Source organism: Parachlamydiales bacterium (genome assembly GCA_041671045.1).
Classification (GTDB): Bacteria; Chlamydiota; Chlamydiia; order Chlamydiales; family JABDDJ01; genus JABDDJ01.
In genome coordinates, this window is record JBAZCF010000005.1 from 108,032 (window position 1) to 128,736 (window position 20,705).

The following is a 20,705-nucleotide window of genomic DNA, read 5'->3' on the forward strand; positions in this document are numbered from 1 at the left end:
CTGATTACTGCTTAGTCCAAGGTCGATTGATTAAGTAGATTCTTCTTCGCAACGAAGGGGATAGGCATTAAAAAACATAACGAAGGTTCTTGCATGAGCAAGATTGATTTGTTAAAGCCGCTTAAGCGTCTTATAACCCGGTGGCGGTATCCGGTGTGTTGTCCCGAGGACATATCTCAAGCCCTCGGACTGAGGCTGAGCAATCAGCTTACCTTTGATGAACTCATTAATCAACTTACTTCTCCCCATTGTTCCATTAACAGCTTATATAAGTATATGAACCGCTCGGCAGCTGAAGCTTCCTTTGGAAATGCTTTACGTGTTGAACGTTTTTTGCATACGACCTTGGTCTCGTATTTCTTTAGTGAAGGATGGATGGAATTTAACCTTCATTTTGATGATGACGGGAAATTGCGCCGCTTATATTTACAGCACCACTGCATTCCATCTAATATTGGAGTGGAAATTGCGCTGAGAAATCCGGATACGATATTTAAGTCTGTAGGCAGTAGGTATGCCACTGCTTGCAATCATTAAGTTAAGATATGCAAAGCTTGTCTTAGTATAGGAGTACGGCGACTTGTCGCAGCACATCAGTACCAGGGCGGGTTTGGCCTGTTATTGCACATTTCCATGGCTTTCTACAAGCTCTTGAAAAGTAAAAATCCCTTGCTTGCCGATAATCCACTTTGCAGCAATCAGAGCGCCTTCGGCAAATCCGGAGCGGTTACGGGCGTGGTGAGTAAGTTCAATGGTATCGCAAGGGCTATCTAAAAAGATGGTGTGTGTACCGGGAATACTTCCGCACCGAGTAGATGAAAAGGGAATAGATTTTCGCCCCGTTTCTTTCTTCAGAATATCCTCTAAAATCACCGCAGTCCCTGAAGGAGCATCCACTTTATGGCGGTGATGTATCTCATGTCCGGCAATATCATATTGTTCAAAATATTTCATTAAACGGGCTGCAGATTGGATAATTTGTTGGAACAAAATCATGCCTAAAGAAAAATTACCATAGATGCATGCTGTGCCGTGAGTTCTTATACAATCTTCTACTTGATCGATCTTTTCATACCAGCCTGTTGTACCTACAACGATAGGTTTTTTTGCTTCAGCAGCCATTTTTATGTGTTCAATGGCAACTGAGGGGACGCTAAAGTCGATGCAGACATCCGCGAGGGATATCTGCTCTTGCTTTTTCTCTTTGGGAGTGTGGGAGTTGATGCAGGCGATAATGGAATGTCCTTGCCCCTGGGCCAAGTCTTCAATAAGGCGGCCGAGTTTTCCGTATCCTAAGAGAGCAATCTTTAACATTGGTTATTCCACGGTGAATTCAAGTGTTGCAGGCACAAGTGACTTGCGAACAGGTTTAGGATTATCGTCGGAGTCAACGATGATGTCGAACTTGCCGGAGCCTTCTTTTTTGAACATCTTTTCGTTAAAAGGCTCAGAGACAATGATGATACAGCTTTCTGAACAGCTTATTTTGCCTGTGTAAGCAAAAATCTTTGTTTTGATAACGATCTTTGGGGCTTGAATTTTGCCTTTCCCTACTAATGCCTCGCAAGAAAGGTTGATTGAAGTGCGTCCGATGATTTCGCCATTATTATCCAGCGTACCGCCTACGTTTAAGCGTACGGCATCGGATAGGAAACGGCCGTTATTAATAAAGCTAGCTTCTAGGTTGATAGCAAAGCATGTTGCGAGTACAATAAGGCAACAGGTAAATAAATTTTTTAGTTTCATTTTGTAACTCCCATGGAAAAAGCAAAGTTTAATAAAAAATCATAAAGGATGATGCATAAAAAATGAAATTTATAACACTTTTCTAAATACACGGTGTTTTATGCTGCATCCACTTCGTCACATGTGAAAATTCCGCAGGAACGATCTAGGTTGTCCCACAGTTCCTTCAACCGTCCGCTTTGAGGTGGCGTTAGGTTTTCTATGATTAGGAAGCAGTCGTCGTTATTGTTAAAAGCATTTTTTGTCCAGTTTGCCGAACCTGTCACAAATGTAGATTCATCGATCACCATGAATTTATGATGTAATAGGGGAGAACCCTGACTGATTTTTAAAGGGACTCTTTGGAGAAAAAGAAGCGTAGCAATATGATGACCGGCACCTTTAGACATGCCTGCATCCAGGATGATTCGTACATCTACTCCGCGACGTTTCGCCCTTAACAACGCATAAACCATATCGTAGCGTGTAAATGTGAACATTGCCACTTGTATGCTTTCTTTTGCATTGTCGATGAGTTTGACTAGCTTCTTACAGGCGGCTGTGTTCCCCGGGAGCATCCAAAATTCAATGGGTTGGTTGCCGATCGTAAATTTTCTTTCCGGGAAATCGGCCCCTGTTTGGTTATTGGAGCGGTTAAGATGTTCCGATAAACTGATCAGGTGCATTGCAAGATTAGGGCTGTTGAAGACGCACACGTTATTGTGGTGCATAACTAAGGACTCAGTAGTGAGGTTGGCAGATCCGATCAGAACTTTTTGTTCATCAATAACCATGATTTTGAGGTGCATGAATCCTTCATTTTGCCTGGAGATAACCTGCACTTTCTTTCCGACGAGTTTCTTAGTTTTGGCTGCGCCGTCCTTATCGCAGATCAGGGTCACTTTGATTCCCTGCTCTGTTTTTTCCTTGAGCTTCGCTGCAATCACAGGGTCTGTAAAAGAGTAGATATAGAGGAAAATGTTCTTTTCAGCGGAATCGATAGCATCTCTGTATAGTTTTTTTATGTCGTGATGTGTGTCTGAAGAATAGATGGCGACAGGTTCCCCATCATTCGGAAAGGTTAAGGGGTGAAGTAAATCGTCGTAGGATGAAAGCAGATAGGCGATAAGCAGGATAGGAAACAAACAGATGGCTTGCTTTAAGGTGATTTTTTTTGGCTTGCGCAGTGATTTCAAGCTCTTTTTCTTTGGCATGGATTTTTCCTAAAGGGGATAACTAAATGGGTAATTTTATACAGAGAGCTTCCATGGCCTGCCTTAAGCCTGTGTAGCGGCGGTGGACTTCATCGTTGAGCACCGAAATGAACATAGCTTTCTTGTTGCCTACAATGACGACTAACTTTTTTCCGCGGGTAACGGCAGTATAGAGTAGATTGCGGTCCAGCATCTTAAAATGGCTAGTATGCACAGGAACAACGATGCAGGGACATTCGCTTCCTTGGTATTTATGTATAGAAACAGCATAGGCTAGAGTCAATTCATCCAATTCATTGAATTCATATTCTACAACGTGTCCATCAAAGTCTACATAGAGATGTTGGGCATAGGTGTTAATTTCTGTAATAATGCCGACATCGCCATTAAAGACTTCTTTCTTATAGTTATTGCGGATCTGCATCACTTTGTCGCTGCGCTTGAACTGTCTTCCCATGCGCTCAAGTGGAGTTCCTTCGGGATTGAGCAATTTTTGCAGCTCGATATTCAAGTTTTCGATGCCGAAGAGTCCGCGTTTCATAGGGGAAAGAACCTGTATGTCGTGGAAAGGATCGAACCCGTACTTACGAGGCAGGCGTTCACAAACCAGGGTCGTGATGTTTTTTAGGACGTCTTCCGGTTCAGGTGAATCAATAAAATAGAAATCGCTGTCAGCTGTTGCAGTGAGCTCGGGCACTTTTCCTTGATTGATGCGGTGGGCACTGACGATGATGCGGGAGTTAGCAGCTTGCCTGAAGATTTCTGTCAGGGAGGATACTGTAAGCGTACGCGAGGCGATCATGTCTTTAAGGACGTTGCCTGGCCCTACGCTGGGAAGCTGGTTGACATCACCTACAAAGATGACTCTTGCATGGTCAGGAATAGCTTTGAGCAAACTATACATCAGCGAAGTGTCAATCATACTTGCTTCATCGATGATGATGAGGTCTGCTTCGAGCGGGTTTTGGCGGTTCCGTTTGAAGCCGCTTACGCGGAAATCCCACTCAAGCAAGCTATGGATAGTCTTAGCTTGTTTGCCGGTGATTTCAGTCATCCTTTTAGCTGCCCTTCCGGTAGGAGCTGCCAGAACGATGTGGGATGTTAGTTGAGAGCTTATGGTCAATATGGCGCGAGTGATAGTGCTTTTACCTGTACCCGGCCCGCCTGTGATCACTTGGAGCTTGTCTTGCATGGCTTTGGCAACAGCTTCTGCTTGGTTAATGGCTAGCTGCAGTTTCAGCTCATTTTGCACCCAGGCGACAGCTTTCTCTACCGCAACTTCCCTTAGTGCGCAGTACGCTTTGCCTATACGGAGAAGTTCGCGTGCTATGCCTGTTTCGGCAAGAAAGAGCCGCTTAAGCCAGATGAAGGGACGCGGCCCGGCGCCGTTGACAATAGGCATCAAGACAATGCGCTCTTCTGCTTCCAGAAAGGAGATCCTTTCTTCTACCAAACGCACTTCCACCATCAGCATCTCGCTGGCGATGGGCAGGAATTCTTCGATCGGATAGCAGACATGTCCATCGCTTGTCAGCTGGTTTAATACATATTCAATTCCAGCATCTATCCGCAGCGGGGAGTCTTGAGCGATTCCTAATTGCTTGGCAATTTGGTCTGCGGTTTTAAATCCGACGCCATAGATATCTCTGGCTAAGGCGTAAGGATTTTCTTTCAGCTGTTGGATGCTTTTGTTGCCATAGACTTTGAAGATTTTCTGTGCATACGTATTGCTTACACCATGTCCTTGCAAAAAGATCATCACATCGCGGATGCTTTTCTGCTCTTGCCAGCAGTTGATGATTGTCTCCACTTTCTTTTTGCCCAGACCTTTCACATCTATGAGTTTTTCTGGGTGGCTATCTAAGATATCGAATGTGGAGGCTCCAAAATGGTCGACGATTTTTTGGGCATAAGAGGGGCCAATCCCTTTAATTAAGCCTGATCCTAAGTATTTTTTGATTCCTTCCACATCGGCAGGGATTTCGCTTTTGAATTGGCTAACTTCGAATTGGGAACCGTAGACTAAGTGTTTTTTCCACGTACCCCAGCAGCGGACAAATTCGCCGGGCTGTACACCCATCATAGTACCTACGATACAGATAGTATCTGATCGGTCTGTAGATTGAAGATGTGCTACGGTGTAGCCATTTTCTTGACTTTGAAAAGTAATTCTCTCTACGCTTCCGCTAATGCATTCCATGATTCGGTGTCTTAAACTAGAGTAAATAGTATATCTTACCTAAAATCTAGGAATGATGCTATGCAAGAAATTTGATTTCATAAAATAGTGACAGGAGGCAAACATGAAATATTTACTGATGGCCCTTTTGGCTTTTTCACCTTTAGGCGCCCAAGGCGGAGCCGAATATTGTCCTGAAGATGAAATCTGCGAAGACGAAGGTCTTGAAATAGAAGAACAATCTGTGGAATACTATCCGGGAAGACAGCATGGCTATTATTGGCGCCATCACGAATACACCCCACCGAAAGAAGAAGTTGGTAACGATTGGCCAGGCAAAATGCATGACCCTTTATTTGATGCTTTGACAAGATAGCTTTATGGCCCTTTTTACTAAAGAATCGCTGGAATCACTGAAGCAGAAAGTCGATATTGTCGACGTGATTTCCGGCCATATGGATTTGAAACGCGCAGGCACCTCTTACAAGGGACTCTGTCCGTTTCATGATGAGAAGTCGCCTTCCTTTAACGTGAATAAAAGCCAAGGTTTTTACCATTGTTTTGGATGCGGCGCTCATGGCGATGCGATCACCTTTATGATGCAGCATGCACGTTTGTCTTTTACCGATGCGGTAGAAGCGCTTGCTCAGCGCTATAATGTTTACCTGGAAAGGGTTGAGTTTAATGACAGCAAAGAGAAGATCAATAAGCCTGCGCTTAAACTCGCTCTAGAAAAAGCTTCTGAACTTTACCACACATTGCTTCTTCACTCCGAAGAAGGTCATGCCGCCTGTAAATACCTTTTTGACCGCGGCATTGACCTAGATTTTATCCAACGCTTCCGTATCGGATATTCCCCCCAGCAGAAAGACTTCGTACGCAAAATTCTGATCAACATGGGAATACCGGAGAAACATCTTATCGACACAGGCATTTTGGTCGAGACTCAGTACGGTACTTTGCGTGATCCCTTTAGCGATAGGATCACCTTTCCCATCCGCGATAGTTCCGGGTCCGTGGTTGGTTTTTCAGCACGTCGTTTTAAAGAAGGGACATTTGGTGGTAAATACGTCAATACTTCCGAAACACCTCTCTTCAAAAAGAGCCGCATACTTTTTGGTCTGGACCAATCCCGCCGCACAATCGCTAAGGAACGCCGCGTTGTCATCGTCGAAGGGCAGCTTGATGCATTGCGCTTACTCTATCATGGTCTTGATATCACTGTAGCATCCCAAGGCACTGCTTTTGGTGAAGGCCACCTCAAGGAATTGACAAATTTAGGCGCTCAAGAAGTTCTTCTTGCATTTGATAACGATAAAGCAGGAAGAGAGGCGGCCTTTAAGGTGGGCAATCTGTGTGCAAAAGCCGGTATGGATGTTAAAATCATTCGTCTTCCGGAAGGATCCGATCCGGACAGTTTAGTCCAAGAGCAGGGGATCGAAGCTTTTATTGAACTTATTAATAAACCGCAGGATTTCATCTCATTCCTTGTGGATCATCTGTCTCTTCAGTTTGACCTGGGATCTCCGGCCGGCAAAAACGCTTTGGCCCACCATGCAATCAAACAGATACATGCCTGGGAAGAACCGATTATTGTTCATGAGAGTTTAAGACGTTTATCGCAGCTTCTGCAGTTGCCGCAAGAGTTTATTCAAGCTCCTTCCACACATGTATATATGCCTAAGAATTCGATGGCCGGCATGATGGAGATAAACCCGGATAAAGTGTTGGAATCAGATTTACTGCGTTGGCTAATTGTGACAGGCCCCCTTAAACCCCATTTTGTCCCTTTGGCTTTGAACAATATCTCTCCCGATCATTTTATCGATGCAACGTGCAGGCATGTTTTTGAAGCATTTGTCCACCACCATTCTTCGTCGGGATCATGCGACTTGCTAACGCTTGCTAGTTCTTTTGAGGATCCGCAAGCCCACCAACTTATCCACGAAATCGTCGAACGCAGGGTCAACCTGGATAAAGCGGATGATCTATTTCATATCACTGTCCAGAGGATGTTGGAGAAGGAATGGATGCGTAAAAGGGAAGAAGTCCGCCTTAAAATTCAGAGCGGAACCTGTTCAGACGATGAGGTATTAAAGCTGTTGCGCGAGTTTGATGCCTTAAAGGGATCGCCCCCTGTCGTAAAGATTTCGGATAAGATGGAGACACCGATTTAATACACTTGCCAAATGCGCTCTATTGAAGTGTTTGTCCAAATTGTGCTGCCTGAAATTTTTCTAATACTTGGAGGAAGCGCAGATGGAGCGGTTCAGAAGATTCAATCACAGCAAACACTGTATCTAAAAGACATTCAAGCCGATGTTTTTCACGCATAAGTTTTTGCCATTTATCTACTAAGGAATTCTCAACTCCCGGCTTTTCCCGGTATTTAGACTCTTTCGTTTTAATAAACTCTGCTTGCTCCCACTTGGCCTCATGAAACAATTCGTAAAGTGTGGCATCCCCTTCAATAAGGGAGTGAAGGCGACTAATTTTATTTTTCAGCTGAGCCATTTCCTGTTCACAGGACAAAATTAGTTCATTCAATTCTATTGTGGCTTGTTCTCTTCTTTGCACATCCATCCGAGCGATGATCTTTTCTTGTCCATAAGTCCAAAAGAATGCCAAACCAAGTAATGAGATAAAGCCAAAATAAGCGGGTTTTAATAAAATAGCGCATGCAACTAATGAGATGGTTAGAAGGAGTGCACCTAAAGAAAGTTTGAAGTGAGAAGGAATATCTTTTTCATTCTCTCGTAGATAACTAGCTACACTTTTAACCAAGACAACTGTTGAGGGAAGGGCAGTGATACAGGCAGAAGCATATTTCAGCGTAGAGGGAAGCAGCGGATTTAATGAGGTCAATTGAAGAAAGGCCGTTGCCGCTAACCAAAGCGCTGCAATTTTATATTCAGTACGTTCCGAGTCACTCACTTCAAAATAATTTAGAGTTGCATCAATGGGTTTATCAATTAGATGATGTGAAATATAATTAAAGCTATTAATCATTAGGATGTGATTTGTTTAAAATAATTAACAATAGTACATCACTTGTTGTTATAAGTCAATTGATTGAGCGTTATTAAACTATCAAGAAGAGGAGGAAAGCTGTGCGTATGCGACTTTTCTTTTCTCTTGAAATAATTTACCCTACTCTGTAAGATTACTGTCTATTAAGAGCTTTGATGCCGGAGAAAATTACATGAAAAAAGATAAACACCCTCAATACCAAGAAGTTGTTTTTGTAGATTCATCTACAAACCGCCAATTTAAGTGTGGCGCAGCTATTTCCAGCAAAGAAACCATAGAATTGGATGGACAAACTTATCCTATGATAAGAATTTCTATTTCCTCCGATTCACACCCTCTCTTTACTGGCGATCGTAACCGTTTTGTGGATGCTGAAGGACGCGTGAAGAAATTCCAACGCCGTTATGCTGAAGCTTCTGAAAAAAGACAAAAAGGTTCTGAAAAAGAGTAAAACATAAGGCGTCCGCTGGATATGTTAGAGAAAAAAATCGAACGTTTGCGGGCGCGCCTTCATCAAGTAGAAGGATCCTTAGGTGATCCTTCCGCTTTTCAAGATAAAGCCCAATTTAAAACACTTTCCCAAGATCACTCCTACTTAACCCAAGTACTACAGTCCTGGGATACGCTTGTTAGCTTTCGTAAGCAAGTAGCAGATAATACCGAAATGCTGAAAAGTGAAAAAGATCCGGAATTTATCGCTATTTTGGAAGAAGATAATCGCCAGTTAACGGAGCAAATTCCCGAGCTGGAGAAAAAATTAGAGCTTCTTCTAGTCCCGCCGGATCCTAATGATCACCGCAATTCCATTCTAGAGATCCGTGCCGGTACAGGCGGAGATGAAGCAGCCCTTTTTGTAGGGGACTGTGTCCGTATGTACAAGATGTTTGCCGATCGTGTGGGCTGGAAATATGAACTACTGTCATGCACCGAATCTGAAGTAGGCGGCTTTAAAGAATATGTGATGGTTCTAACCGGTCAAAACGTATACCGCTCCCTCCGCTATGAAGGCGGCGCTCACCGCGTGCAGCGCGTGCCCGACACCGAAGCACAAGGGCGAGTTCATACCTCCGCCATCACGGTAGCCATCATTATGGAACCCGATGAACAAAGCGAAGTCGTCATTGATGAAAAAGAACTGCGCGTCGATACCTACCGTTCATCCGGTGCAGGCGGACAGCACGTTAACACCACTGACAGTGCCGTTAGATTAACACACTTGCCGACAGGGATTGTGGTCTATTCTCAAGAAGAGCGTAGCCAGCATAAAAACAAAGAGAAGGCCATGCGCCTACTCAAAGCTAAAATTTCCGATGCGGAAGAAGAAAAGCGCCGCGCCCTGATTGCCGATACCCGCTCCAAACAGGTAGGCTCCGGCGATCGTTCTGAGCGTATACGTACCTATAACTTCCCCCAAAACCGCGTCACGGACCACCGTATTAACTATACACGCTATAATCTTGATCGTGTCATGGAAGGGGATCTGGAAGAGTTGACTGCGCAGCTTGTTGCCTACTACTATCAACAAGAATTACACGACGAAAACGAATGAGCACTTTGCTGCAAGAAGTACAGTCCGCTGCCGCCTACCTGGAAAGTTGCGGATTAGAGCATCCTCGCAAGGAAGTTGAAGAGCTGTTAGGCAGTGTCCTAGGGTTGTCTCGCCTTGATATTTATCTCTACCCGGACCGCAAGCTGAATTCATTGCAATCTCTTAACTTTAAAGAGCTTGTGGGTAGGAGGGCTAAACGCGAACCATTGCAGCACATCCTCGGAAATGTCGACTTCTACAATTGCATACTTAAATCCGATAAAAGAGCTTTGATTCCTCGCCCTGAAACAGAAGAATTAGTCGAAAAAATCATCAAAGAAATCGGCTCGAAGTCCGGTGTATTTTATGATATCTGCTGCGGAACAGGGTGTATTGCTATCGCAGTAAAAAAAGCTTGTCCTCAACTCGATGTATACGCTTCCGATATCGATCCCGACGCTTTATCTTTAGCGCGGGAAAATGCAGAAATAAATAATGTTTTAGTGACCTTTGCTCAAGGCGACCTTTGTCAGCCCCTGCAAGGTCGCCCGTGTGATTTCCTCGCCTGCAATCCACCCTATATTGCTACACAGGAAATTCCCGCTCTCCAACCGGAAGTCCACGCTTATGAACCCAATAAAGCTTTGGACGGCGGAACCGATGGATTGGAGTTTTATAGACGCTTAAATAACGAATTGCCTGCGCTATTAAAAAGCGGAGGCAAAGCCTGGTTAGAGATAGGACATGGTCAAGGCCATGACCTCATCGGGATTTTTAATACTCCCTCTTGGACAGAATGCCATTTGGACAAGGATAGGGCAGGGCGGGAAAGGTATATTTTCCTTGTAAATGAATGAAAAATTTAGTACCTTATCCTCTTAAATCAATAGGTTAAGATAAAAATGTTTGGTGCTCTTACCGATAAAATGCAGGGTCTTCTATCCAAGCTATCGGGAAAACATAAATTAACGGAAGATAATGTCGCAGAAGCAGCAAGCGAAGTTAGACTCGCTTTGCTTGAAGCTGACGTTAACTATAGTGTTGCAAAAGAGCTCGTCAAACAGATCAAGCACAAAGCCCTAGGTGATGCAGTCCTAAAATCTGTAACTCCCGGACAGCAATTCATCAAAGTCGTCCACGATGAACTCATCGCCCTCATGGGGGGGGAAGAATCACCGCTAGACCTTTCCGCAAAACCCACTATCATCATGATGTGCGGCCTGCAAGGCTCCGGTAAAACAACCCATACCGCTAAGCTTGCACGCTATCTCTTGAAATCAGGTAAAGCACAAAAACCTCTCATCGTTGCCTGCGATCTTCAACGTCCTGCCGCCATCGCTCAGCTTAAAACCCTAGCCCAATCGATCGGCGTTCCGGTTTTCTCCGACGATAACGAAAAAAATCCTCTGACCGTTGCTAAGAAAGCCATGGAATTCGCTAAAAAAGAAGGCCATGACATCGTCCTGCTCGATACCGCCGGCCGCCTCCATGTCGACGAAGAGATGATGAAGCAATTAGAAGAGCTCTACAAGCTCATTAAACCTCAGCACGTCCTTTTCGTTGCCAATGCCGCCACAGGCCAAGAAGCAACTAATGTTGCCGCACAGTTCAACAACTCCGTTCCTATTACCGGCTCCATACTCACTATGTTGGACGGTAACACTCGCGGCGGCGCAGCAATCTCTATCCGTCACATCACCGGCAAGCCTCTTCTTTTTGAAGGCATAGGCGAAAAAGTAGACGACATTCAAGTGTTTAACCCACGCTCCATGGCCGACCGTATCCTAGGGATGGGCGATACAATCAATCTTGTCAAAAAAGCACAAGAACATATCGACGAAGATGAAGCAAAAAAGCTCGAAAAGAAAATTCGCTCCGCTTCCTTCACCTATCAAGACTATTTGTCCCAAATACAGATGGTCAAAAAAATGGGATCGTTCAAAAGCCTTTTAGGCATGCTTCCCGGCATGAACGCTCTCAAAGACATCGATATCGATGACAAAGAATTTAATAAAGTCGAGGCCATCATACAGTCGATGACCCCCGACGAGCGCTCCGAGCGCACCGAGTTGGTCCCTTCACGCCGTCGGCGCGTCGCCAATGGCAGCGGAACAACTCTAGAGGCAGTAAATAAACTGGTCAAGTCCTTTAAACAGGCTAAACAGTTTTTTAAAAACATGCCAAACATGAAACAGTTACAAAAGATGATGGGAGGATCCCTATGGCACTAAAGATTAGACTGCGCCAACAAGGCCGCAGCAACAGTCACACTTATCGTATAGTCGTGATAGATGCGCGTCAAGCACGCGATGGTAAATATGTTGAAGCTCTCGGCTGGTATTGCCCGCTAGCGAGCGTACATGAAGAAAACTTTGCTCTTAAAGCCGATCGTATTCAACATTGGCTTAACATGGGCGCGGAAATTTCTGAGAACGTCGTTGCTCTTTTAGCACGCGGAGCTCCAGAAGTTCTACGCACTCAGCGCGAAAAAGCAGAGAAACTAAAAGTACGCCAAGCTGCGAAACGTCGCGAACGTCGCCGCGCTAAGCAAACTGCATAAGAAGAAATGGATATTGACATCATCTCGCTTTTTCCGGATTATTTTACCGGACCTTTTGATGTCAGCATCATCGGGCGAGCTTTGCGTAATGGACTCGTAAGTGTAAAACATACCGATATTCGCAGCTTTGCCCGAAATAAACACAACCGCGTCGATGACCGCCCTTTTGGCGGTGGACCCGGCATGGTCATGATGGCCGAACCTGTTGTCGATGCAGTGGAAAGCGTTGTAAAACCAGCGTCGCGAGTAATTTGCCTTTCGCCTCAAGGGAAAACCCTTACAGCGGAAATGTGTAAAGAACTCGCCAAAGAAGAACACCTGGTCTTGCTGTGCGGACACTATGAAGGCATCGATGAACGTGCGTTGCAAATATTGCACGTTGAAGAGATAAGCATCGGTGATTACGTATTAACGAATGGATGCGCCGCCGCTTTAATTCTCGTCGACGCCCTGCTAAGGTTTGTTCCGGGCGTTCTAGGACATGAGGACGCCGCAGGGCAAGATTCATTTGAAGAAGGGCTGTTGGATTGTCCACACTACACCCAGCCAAGGACATATCGTGGGTTGGAAGTACCTCCGGTACTGCTGAGCGGCGACCATAAGAAAATCGCCGACTGGCGGCGGAAGTGCGCTTTAGAGAAAACACGGCAGGTACGCCCCGATTTGTATAAAGAATAAGTTACATTATTTGGAGAGAAATTAAACCATGAGTAAGCTAGCTCTAATTAAACAAGTGGAAGAGTCGCAGCTCAAAAAGGATATCCCTGACTTCAAAGTCGGCGATACCTTGAAGATCTACATTCGTATCATTGAAGGCGACAAGGAACGTATCCAGCAATTCACCGGTACAGTCGTCGCACGTAAAGGCTCCGGTCTCTCCGAGACCATCTCCCTCTACCGTGTTGCGTTCGGCGGAAGCGTAAAACGCGTTTTCTTGCTCCACAACCCACGTATCGCTAAAATCGAACGTCTGACAGAAGGTCATGTACGCCGTGCAAAACTGAACTACCTCGTTGGTACATCAGGCAAGAAATCACGCGTACGTCAAAAAATGGGCGGCGCTAAAAGCCGTGCCGCAGTTGTCGCTCCTCAAGAAAGCGATGTCCAGAGCACACCTGAATCTAATTCCTAAGCTAGTTACATGCTAGTTCAAGAGCAAGAGCGCATTCGTGCGCTCTATGCTATGGAAGAAAATTTACGGACTCAAGGATACGCCCGCATTGCAGGTGTTGATGAGGCAGGTCGCGGCCCCTTGGCCGGACCTGTTGTTGCAGCTGTATGCTGCATGACAAAACATGTCCATATTGAAGGTATAAATGACAGTAAGCAGGTGCCGGCACCCTTACGCGCACGTTTATACGCCAAATTAATTTCACACTCACATATTCATTACGCAATTGGAATGGCCTCTGTGGAAGAGATAGATGAAATAAATATCTATCAAGCTACACGTTTGGCAATGCGTCGTGCCGTCGAGGGCTTGAGCTTTACACCGGATTACCTTTTGATTGATGGAATGGCCTTACAAGAGCTCCAGATCCCAAATCAAGGTGTGATCAAAGGGGATACCCTCTCTTATTCCATCGCTGCAGCTTCCATCATAGCAAAAGAGCACCGCGACCAGTTAATGCGTGAATTTTCCTTCCAATGGCCTCATTATAAATTTGGAAAGAACAAAGGATATGGTACAGCAGAGCATCTACAAGCTATTGCAGAGCATGGCCCCTGCCCAATACATAGAAAATCTTTTGAGCCGATCAAAGGAATGTCTTTATTAATTCTTAATAAATAGATTGTATAATTTATTCATATTTCAAAATTAATAATTGGAGCACTCAGATTTCAGAACTAATCAATTTCCCTACTATTTCTAACATATCTAACACTGCTGGATTTCAGTTTGTGGTAGTGTCAAATAAAGTACTGATGAAACTTCGCGCTGGCGTAGCGTTGGAAGAAACCACAGTTCTAATTAGATACCTTACTGTCCAAGATTTACTCCAAAAAAACAATGGTGCACGCAAACTTGAAAAGTATTTTCAAGAGTTCCGTATCGGTTATATCAATGCCGAAGGTAAACAGCGTATTAACCAGAAAGTTTTTGAAGAAATTAATTATGCGGTGAGAGTTATGAAGATGGAGAATGTAAGTAAAAGAGCCCCTATAATCACTGAAATCGAAGCCATGGACGAGGAAGAATTCGACCAATTCCAGTTGCTCGTCTCCCAAATGGTGGCGACAATTCTCCAAGCTAAAAAGACGATTACTTCCAATCCAACTAAAACAAAAGAAACGACAGTCTTTTCTTCTGAAAATTATCTGCTTGAAGTGGAACTACAACTGAGTGCAGTCATCACGAAACTTCTTAGACAGTTTGGCGAAGCCGCCCGCAAAGAGGAATCTCGTAATGAAGAAGCATACAAAAATAGAGTTTTCAAAGAAGCTCAACTTAACGAACAAATTAAAGTCCAATCCATTAAAAAATGGGATCTTCTTTTGGCACGTCTCAAAGCAGATATTTTAATTTACGTACACAAAAGTGCTGACAGCAAGCTTGAAAAGCTGGACTTCTCCCTTTTACATCCGAAAAACATGTTAGGTAATGTCACTCCTGTGGCTTAAGAAATAAAATATCATGACAAGTGAAGCGACTGCTGTCTGTATCAGCATCGGCACATTCATAAATGTGATCGAAGCTTTAGACGAAAATACTCAGAGCGTAACATTGCCTCTTTCTGAAAACAATTTTCCAATTTTACGTAAAACTTTAGAAAAGAAGAATTTTCAAAAACCTGCATACGGTTTTATTTACTTTAAAGCATAAGTACATCTTGTGCTCTATCATTTTGAATTTCTATCCTTGAAGCCTCAAAGGATCTGTTATGACTAATACTACAGCCTCTACTCCTTCTTTATCTACTGCGGGCACAGTGAATATAGTGGATTCGTTTACTGGTCTTGCCCTCCAGCATGGACGTACTGAATCCGTCGGACTAGCTTTAGCCCGTATAGGGGGTATTGCTTCCATGGGCATGGTAGTAGCATTATCTTCTATTCCAATGACTCCTTGGTTTCTAGGAAAGATCTTTATCGAAAGCAGCCCATTACTTCTTGTCATTACCGCAGGGCTAGTTTCACAGCTGTCTTTTGTCATATTAGGCGTGTATGTGATAGCTAAGGGTGTTCAATGGTATGTTGGGATAAAGAAATCCATGGAGATGCATAATTCTAAACTTGTTATGCCGGTGCTAGATCTTGCCATCCAGCAAGGTGATTTTGAAGCATTTAGACAGGTGAGCCATTTATGCTCCACGTATGATTTTCATCGCTTTAAATGCATACCGAAATTTTCTGATATTGGTTCCACTTCATTGGGACTCTTGCATCGATTGATACCTAAAGATAGAAGGGGAATACTCGAAGAATTATTCAGAAAGGAAAAGTATTCTTTGAAGCAGCTTGAAGTACTAAATAAAAACGCACAAGAGTTCTGGAATTGGTATTTAGATTCTGAAAATAATGTTGTTAGTGAGGATTTCATACGATCGGGCTTGCCAGAAGAAAAATGGGCATTGGCTTATTTGGATAGATTGATCGAATCTTCTTATCATGATAGTCATGCAACACAGGTTTCTGTGGACAGGATGATTAGGTTGATTGATATGTTTGATATCAACACTACATACATCTCATTTATTCCGGGCAGTAGCCAAGTCAAAACTGTAGTGGATGCCTTCGCACGCAAAGGTTATATCCTCTCTCCCCATTCTGATTGTTTCATCAAGAAATAGATTATCCCCAGCCTCACTTATATAGATACGTTAAACAAAAACTTAGAATGGCGAAGCAATTCCATGATTGCGGGTTCTATTCAAATAAGGAATTTGGAGCCGTTGATAAAAATGCCTTTAATGGAATTCCTTGATCTCCGACCAACAAAATTCTATTTGGCTTAAATTGTTTTACAAAAGAGTCTATCCCTGAATGGTAGATAGATTCTTGACCACTTTTAACTTCTATAGCAATGAGCTTGTCTCCTAATTTAAGCACAAAATCGACCTCTCTATCTCCTTCTCTCCAATAGAAAAGTTCCAGTTGTGTTCCTCGAATGCTATTGAGCAGGTGTGCTCCTACAGCTGATTCGACTAGTCTACCTAAAAAAACTCGATCAGCCATTGCTTCGAAAAAACTCTTTCCCGATTGCGCACTCAAAAGTGCAGTATTATAAACTGCAAATTTAGGACTGGACCCCTTCCGTCTTACGCTTTGATTTGCGAATTTCTGTAATCCAGTAAGTAAACCAGCTCCAGCAAGTAAATCCACGTAATGCGCCAAAGTTGTTGAATTTCCTGCGTCATGTAGCTCTCCGAGTATTTTATTATACGAAAGGATTTGACCAGAATAATTACAGCCTAGTTGAAAGAGTCTCCTTAGTAAAGCTGGCTTATTCACTTGACTCATCAATAAAATATCACGAGAAATCGTTGTTTCAATGATAGAATCGTTAATGTAGTTAATCCAACGTGTTGGATCTTCCTCATCAGAAAGAGGGGCGGCCCCAGGATATCCACCGAAATAAAGGTAGCGTTCTAAAGACCAACCAAAAATTTCGTGCATCTCCTTATATGACCAATGAGTGATGGGAATAACTTCAAATCTTCCAGCAAGACTTTCTGTTAAACCCTTTTGCATTAACCAAGGAGATGACCCGAGAACCAGTACAGAAAGATCAATTCCTGAAGCTGTATCTTGATCCCAAAGCAATTTGACCATATCCGACCAATGAGGGATCTTTTGAATTTCATCAACGATTAAAAGAGCTTTTCCTTCAGATTTTGCTAGTTCGCGTGCTATATCCCACTGCTGTTGCAACCAAGAAATGTCTTGAAGAGTGGCAAGATCTGCCGTAACATAACGACTCGGTCTTCCCAATTCATCCGTCACTTGGCGCGCTAACGTAGTTTTTCCAACCTGACGCGGGCCTATAAGAGATTGAATAAAGCGACGTGGCTCTTGAAGCCTTTTTAAGAGCAGTTCAAAAGATTTTCTTTTTTTCATCATGGATTTACTCAAAGCGTTGATATGTTTTACTCAGTGTTTTGAGTAAATATACTCAATACATTGAGTAAAGTCAATAATGCATCTTAAATTTACTTTTTTAAGAAGGTAAATTTTAAATTGCTAGAGGATTCATGTAAGACTGTAATACAGTTTTACATTTTATTTATGAGCTGAAGTGGCTGAATTCTTCCATCTATGAATGGCTGTGTTTATAGGATGTAAATTTTTCAAACCGACTGATTTCATATTAGCAACTCGTTCTATACCCCCTCTTCACTATCACCAAATTGATTTTCTGCTGCTTGTGTTGCAAATAATTTATTGATGACAAATAGTGTCGGTAACTTCACATTAAGGTAATATGACAATTATTTTCTCTGATATTGGCGGTGTTGTCCTAACAAATGGATGGGACTCCCATGCGCGCCATCGGGCTGTCCTTTTTTTTGAGTTGGACCAAGACGAAGTTAATCATAGGCATGATTTATATTTCCCTCTTTTGGAACTTGGCAAAATCAATTTGGATGCTTATTTAGATGCTGTCATTTTTTATAAGAAGAGACCGTTCAATAGAAATGAATTTCTAGAGTTCGTATACCAGCAATCGCAAACTCTGCCTGACATCCGTGACGTCTATTTGACTTTGAAAAAAAAATACAAAGTGAAAATCTTTGCATTAAGTAATGAAAGCGGGGAGTTGGCTCATTATCGCTACCGTAAATTCCATTTAGGTTCTCTTTTTGATGCCTACATCGTTTCGGCTTTTATCAAATTACGCAAACCCGATCCGGATTTCTATCGATTAGCGCTTGACCTAGCTCAAAAAGAACCGGAAGAGGTGATCTATATTGACGATAGGCCTATCTTAGTAGAAGCTGCCCAGAAGTTAGGAATACGTTCTATCGTGCATGTGAATGCAGCCGCAACTTGGGGCTATCTGGAACAAGCTTTAGCAGCACAAACCTCGCCTTAGTATAGCGCATACACTTATTGTCCCCCGACGTCTCGGGGGACAATTCTTTACTCTACCCAGTTACCTTTGCTAATGAGGACGATCCTTTCACCATTGTAGGTTGTGGCTGTGACATCCACCTCTTCAGAGGAAATCATCACATCGGAATGGACATTACTGACGTTGCATCCATTGCTGTCCACTTCTTCCGGAGTCATTTTCGTTCCTCCATCCAGGCAAAATTTATAGGCCATGCCAAAAGCAATGTGGCAGGCTGCATTCTCGTCAAAAAGTGTTTCACGGAATAGCACACCGCTTTCATACACAGGCGAATCTATCCCTACCAAAGCAACTTCACCCAGGCGCTTGGCACCTTCATCACTGGATGTGTACTCTTGGAATGCCTTTAGGCCTTGTTTAGCGCTGCAGTCAACAAGCTCGCCATTTTTGAATTGCATCTTCAAGCCTTCGACAAGGACGCCATTTAAGACAAATGGACGAGTTATTTTGGCAAAACCCTCAGTTTTTCTCCAATCCGGTGTTGTAAAGCATTCTTCTGTAGGTACGTTGGGTTCAAAAGAGATCCCTCGTGTGCTTTTATCCCCGCCACCGCGGAAAATAGCCAGAGGAGTAAGCCCTACTTTCAGGTCTGTATCCGGTCCTTCAAAATGTAATTCTTTGATTTTTAGATCTGTTAATGCTGCGGCACGGTCTTTAAGGCGTTGATTATGATTCAGCCATAGGTCGACGCAGTTAGCTTTATCGGCACGACAGATTTTAATAATGTGCATCCAGAGAGCATTCAATGCATCGGCATCGGAAAGCTGGGGGAAGATTTTCTTGGCCCATGCCGGCGTTGCTGCTGCTGCCAACGTCCACTGTATCTGTGAGCGTCCAATGCCATCCTCATAGAAACGACGGATATAGTTGCGGTAGCTAAAGTTAAGGGTATTTACTGTTTTGGGATCTACATCCACAAGCACATCGGGAGCTTCGCTTCCTAAAATACGCAAGATAGCGTCATTATTATCGACCAAATCATCGAATTTTTTTGTGATGTAGTCAGGAGTAAACTTGAGGTGTTCTTCATCACGTGTTTCAAGCAAGCGTAGGCGGGAGAGGTAGGGGTCAGTAAAGTCTACACCGACGTATTTTGCCCCTTTATTGTAGGCTGCTTTTGCACATCTAAAGATGAAATCACGGTGGATAAGCTCCCCGTTGATGTAAACAGTTTGGCCGGGCTGTACATTTAAGGCATAGGTTACGATGAGATTAGCGTAGTTGTCTAAAAATTGTTCAAATTCCATTTTTATTTCCTAATAATGACTGTTTAGCCAACAATAGCGGATCGCGTGAAATCTAACAATGTATCGGATGAGGATTTATGCCATCGAAGAAAGGGGTTCTCCTAGTAAATTTAGGTACACCATTATCTCCAAAGCCTAAAGATGTTTATAAATACTTGATTGAGTTTCTAACGGATGGAAGAGTCGTAGATATTCCTTGGCTAACGCGGCAATTTCTAGTCCGGGGCCTGATCGTACCGCGGCGTTATAAGAATTCCGCTGCTTCTTATAAAGAAATTTGGACGGATGAGGGTTCTCCTTTGATGGTATACAGTATGAAGTCCAAAGATCTTTTGCAAAAATCCTTGGGTGATGACTTTCATATTGAGTTAGCTATGCGTTATCAACAGCCATCGATTAAAGACGCTTTAAAAAAATTAGAAGCGGCAAATTTAAAACAGCTTGTTGTTCTCCCTTTGTTTCCCCAATATGCATCGGCTACTACAGGATCTGTCCATCAAGAGGTGATGCGTCATCTAGGAAAGTGGAACGCAATTCCTACAACTAAATTTATCGGTTCTTTTTATAACGAGCCCTTAGTGATTAAGGCATTTGCAGAGAATGCGCTTAAGTATAATTTAAATGATTACGACCATTTTTTATTTAGTTTTCATGGTCTTCCTGAAAGGCAGCTAAATAAAGCAGATAAAAATAAACATTGTTTAAAAGCAAAAAGCTGCTGCAAAGAACTTTGCCGAGTCAATCGGGGATGCTACAGCGCGCAATGCCATCATACTGCGCGCTTAATTCAAGAACAGCTGGGCTTATCGGACGAAAAAGTTTCGCTATGTTTTCAATCTCGATTGGGGAGTGAACCCTGGCTGCAACCCTATGCTGTGGATGAGCTGAAAAAACTCGCGACAGAAGGGAAGAAAAATGTTTTAGTATTCAGCCCTGCCTTCGTTGCGGATTGCTTAGAAACAATTTATGAAGTTTCCGTAGAATACAACCAAGAATTTAAACACTTAGGGGGTCATAAATTAGATCTTGTTGAGGGCTTAAATGTGAATCCCACCTGGATCAAAGCTATGCAAGAAATCATAGTAAGTTCTTGATTGCGGTCCATTCCGACAAATTTCGGAAATAGTGATAAAACATAAGTTGATTAAT

The 20,705-nt window shown here is 43.3% G+C and carries 23 protein-coding genes; 16 read left to right on the top strand and 7 right to left on the bottom strand.

Features of this window, described 5'->3' with window-relative positions:
- Positions 1-93 precede the first annotated feature (93 nt).
- Entirely contained in the window at positions 94-537 is a 444-nt protein-coding gene (locus tag WC222_07355) for a hypothetical protein (GenBank protein ID MFA6916197.1), read from the top strand.
- Positions 538-618: 81 nt separating this feature from the next.
- Here WC222_07355 and dapB read toward each other — a convergent pair whose 3' ends face one another.
- The 4 genes from dapB to WC222_07375 all read right to left on the bottom strand — a co-directional run bounded on the left by dapB (position 619) and on the right by WC222_07375 (position 5,139).
- Positions 619-1,314 carry a 4-hydroxy-tetrahydrodipicolinate reductase gene (gene dapB / locus WC222_07360; GenBank protein MFA6916198.1) on the bottom strand — a complete coding sequence of 232 codons (696 nt, stop codon included), beginning with the start codon at positions 1,312-1,314 and terminating at the stop codon, positions 619-621.
- A gap of 3 nt (positions 1,315-1,317) precedes the next feature.
- Positions 1,318-1,746 (bottom strand): hypothetical protein, encoded by a 429-nt coding sequence (locus WC222_07365; GenBank protein MFA6916199.1) that lies wholly within the window; start codon positions 1,744-1,746, stop codon positions 1,318-1,320.
- A gap of 98 nt (positions 1,747-1,844) precedes the next feature.
- The gene (locus WC222_07370) at positions 1,845-2,939 is read right to left on the bottom strand and encodes a phospholipase D-like domain-containing protein (GenBank protein MFA6916200.1); all 1,095 of its coding nucleotides are present in this window, start codon (positions 2,937-2,939) and stop codon (positions 1,845-1,847) included.
- A gap of 22 nt (positions 2,940-2,961) precedes the next feature.
- Complete coding sequence (locus WC222_07375; GenBank protein MFA6916201.1) at positions 2,962-5,139, bottom strand: ATP-dependent RecD-like DNA helicase; 2,178 nt, start codon at positions 5,137-5,139, stop codon at positions 2,962-2,964.
- A 103-nt stretch (positions 5,140-5,242) separates the two neighbouring features.
- Here WC222_07375 and WC222_07380 point away from each other — a divergent pair, with 103 nt between their 5' ends.
- Together WC222_07380 and dnaG are read left to right on the top strand one after the other, a co-directional pair.
- A complete protein-coding gene (locus WC222_07380; protein ID MFA6916202.1) occupies positions 5,243-5,494 on the top strand; it encodes a hypothetical protein in 252 nt (83 codons plus the stop codon).
- A gap of 4 nt (positions 5,495-5,498) precedes the next feature.
- The gene (gene dnaG, locus WC222_07385; protein ID MFA6916203.1) at positions 5,499-7,295 is read left to right on the top strand and encodes a DNA primase; all 1,797 of its coding nucleotides are present in this window, start codon (positions 5,499-5,501) and stop codon (positions 7,293-7,295) included.
- 19 nt (positions 7,296-7,314) lie between these two features.
- On the opposite strand, the gene WC222_07390 is transcribed toward dnaG, so the two are convergent.
- On the bottom strand, positions 7,315-8,127 hold the full coding sequence (locus WC222_07390; protein MFA6916204.1) for a hypothetical protein: 813 nt from the start codon (positions 8,125-8,127) through the stop codon (positions 7,315-7,317).
- Positions 8,128-8,320: 193 nt separating this feature from the next.
- Between WC222_07390 and WC222_07395 the strand changes: the two genes are divergently transcribed.
- The 11 genes from WC222_07395 (at position 8,321) to WC222_07445 (ending at position 16,027) form a co-directional block, all read left to right on the top strand.
- On the top strand, positions 8,321-8,599 hold the full coding sequence (locus WC222_07395; GenBank protein ID MFA6916205.1) for a type B 50S ribosomal protein L31: 279 nt from the start codon (positions 8,321-8,323) through the stop codon (positions 8,597-8,599).
- Positions 8,600-8,620: 21 nt separating this feature from the next.
- Positions 8,621-9,697, top strand: coding sequence for a peptide chain release factor 1 (prfA, locus tag WC222_07400; protein MFA6916206.1), 1,077 nt, complete (start codon positions 8,621-8,623; stop codon positions 9,695-9,697).
- On the top strand, positions 9,694-10,533 hold the full coding sequence (gene prmC, locus WC222_07405; protein MFA6916207.1) for a peptide chain release factor N(5)-glutamine methyltransferase: 840 nt from the start codon (positions 9,694-9,696) through the stop codon (positions 10,531-10,533). The genes prfA and prmC overlap by 4 nt, the downstream gene beginning before the upstream one ends.
- 45 nt (positions 10,534-10,578) lie before the next feature.
- Positions 10,579-11,907 carry a signal recognition particle protein gene (gene ffh, locus WC222_07410; protein MFA6916208.1) on the top strand — a complete coding sequence of 443 codons (1,329 nt, stop codon included), beginning with the start codon at positions 10,579-10,581 and terminating at the stop codon, positions 11,905-11,907.
- On the top strand, positions 11,898-12,236 hold the full coding sequence (gene rpsP / locus WC222_07415; GenBank protein MFA6916209.1) for a 30S ribosomal protein S16: 339 nt from the start codon (positions 11,898-11,900) through the stop codon (positions 12,234-12,236). The genes ffh and rpsP overlap by 10 nt, the downstream gene beginning before the upstream one ends.
- A 6-nt stretch (positions 12,237-12,242) precedes the next feature.
- On the top strand, positions 12,243-12,914 hold the full coding sequence (trmD, locus tag WC222_07420; GenBank protein MFA6916210.1) for a tRNA (guanosine(37)-N1)-methyltransferase TrmD: 672 nt from the start codon (positions 12,243-12,245) through the stop codon (positions 12,912-12,914).
- 28 nt (positions 12,915-12,942) lie between these two features.
- Positions 12,943-13,368 carry a 50S ribosomal protein L19 gene (gene rplS / locus WC222_07425; protein MFA6916211.1) on the top strand — a complete coding sequence of 142 codons (426 nt, stop codon included), beginning with the start codon at positions 12,943-12,945 and terminating at the stop codon, positions 13,366-13,368.
- 9 nt (positions 13,369-13,377) lie between these two features.
- Positions 13,378-14,028 carry a ribonuclease HII gene (locus WC222_07430; protein MFA6916212.1) on the top strand — a complete coding sequence of 217 codons (651 nt, stop codon included), beginning with the start codon at positions 13,378-13,380 and terminating at the stop codon, positions 14,026-14,028.
- A 134-nt stretch (positions 14,029-14,162) separates the two neighbouring features.
- Positions 14,163-14,858 (top strand): hypothetical protein, encoded by a 696-nt coding sequence (locus WC222_07435; GenBank protein ID MFA6916213.1) that lies wholly within the window; start codon positions 14,163-14,165, stop codon positions 14,856-14,858.
- A gap of 13 nt (positions 14,859-14,871) precedes the next feature.
- The gene (locus WC222_07440) at positions 14,872-15,060 is read left to right on the top strand and encodes a hypothetical protein (protein MFA6916214.1); all 189 of its coding nucleotides are present in this window, start codon (positions 14,872-14,874) and stop codon (positions 15,058-15,060) included.
- 58 nt (positions 15,061-15,118) lie between these two features.
- Positions 15,119-16,027 carry a hypothetical protein gene (locus WC222_07445; GenBank protein ID MFA6916215.1) on the top strand — a complete coding sequence of 303 codons (909 nt, stop codon included), beginning with the start codon at positions 15,119-15,121 and terminating at the stop codon, positions 16,025-16,027.
- Between the two features lie 76 nt (positions 16,028-16,103).
- Here the strand turns inward: WC222_07445 and WC222_07450 are convergent, their stop codons facing one another.
- Positions 16,104-17,297, bottom strand: a complete 1,194-nt coding sequence (locus WC222_07450; protein ID MFA6916216.1) for an ATP-binding protein — start codon at positions 17,295-17,297, stop codon at positions 16,104-16,106.
- A 361-nt stretch (positions 17,298-17,658) separates the two neighbouring features.
- On the opposite strand from WC222_07450, the gene WC222_07455 reads away from it, so the two are divergent.
- Positions 17,659-18,270 (top strand): HAD family phosphatase, encoded by a 612-nt coding sequence (locus tag WC222_07455; protein ID MFA6916217.1) that lies wholly within the window; start codon positions 17,659-17,661, stop codon positions 18,268-18,270.
- Positions 18,271-18,317: 47 nt separating this feature from the next.
- Here the strand turns inward: WC222_07455 and WC222_07460 are convergent, their stop codons facing one another.
- Positions 18,318-19,556, bottom strand: a complete 1,239-nt coding sequence (locus tag WC222_07460) for an aminopeptidase (protein MFA6916218.1) — start codon at positions 19,554-19,556, stop codon at positions 18,318-18,320.
- Positions 19,557-19,633: 77 nt separating this feature from the next.
- Here WC222_07460 and hemH point away from each other — a divergent pair, with 77 nt between their 5' ends.
- Positions 19,634-20,650, top strand: coding sequence for a ferrochelatase (hemH, locus tag WC222_07465; protein ID MFA6916219.1), 1,017 nt, complete (start codon positions 19,634-19,636; stop codon positions 20,648-20,650).
- The last annotated feature ends 55 nt before the right edge of the window (positions 20,651-20,705 follow it).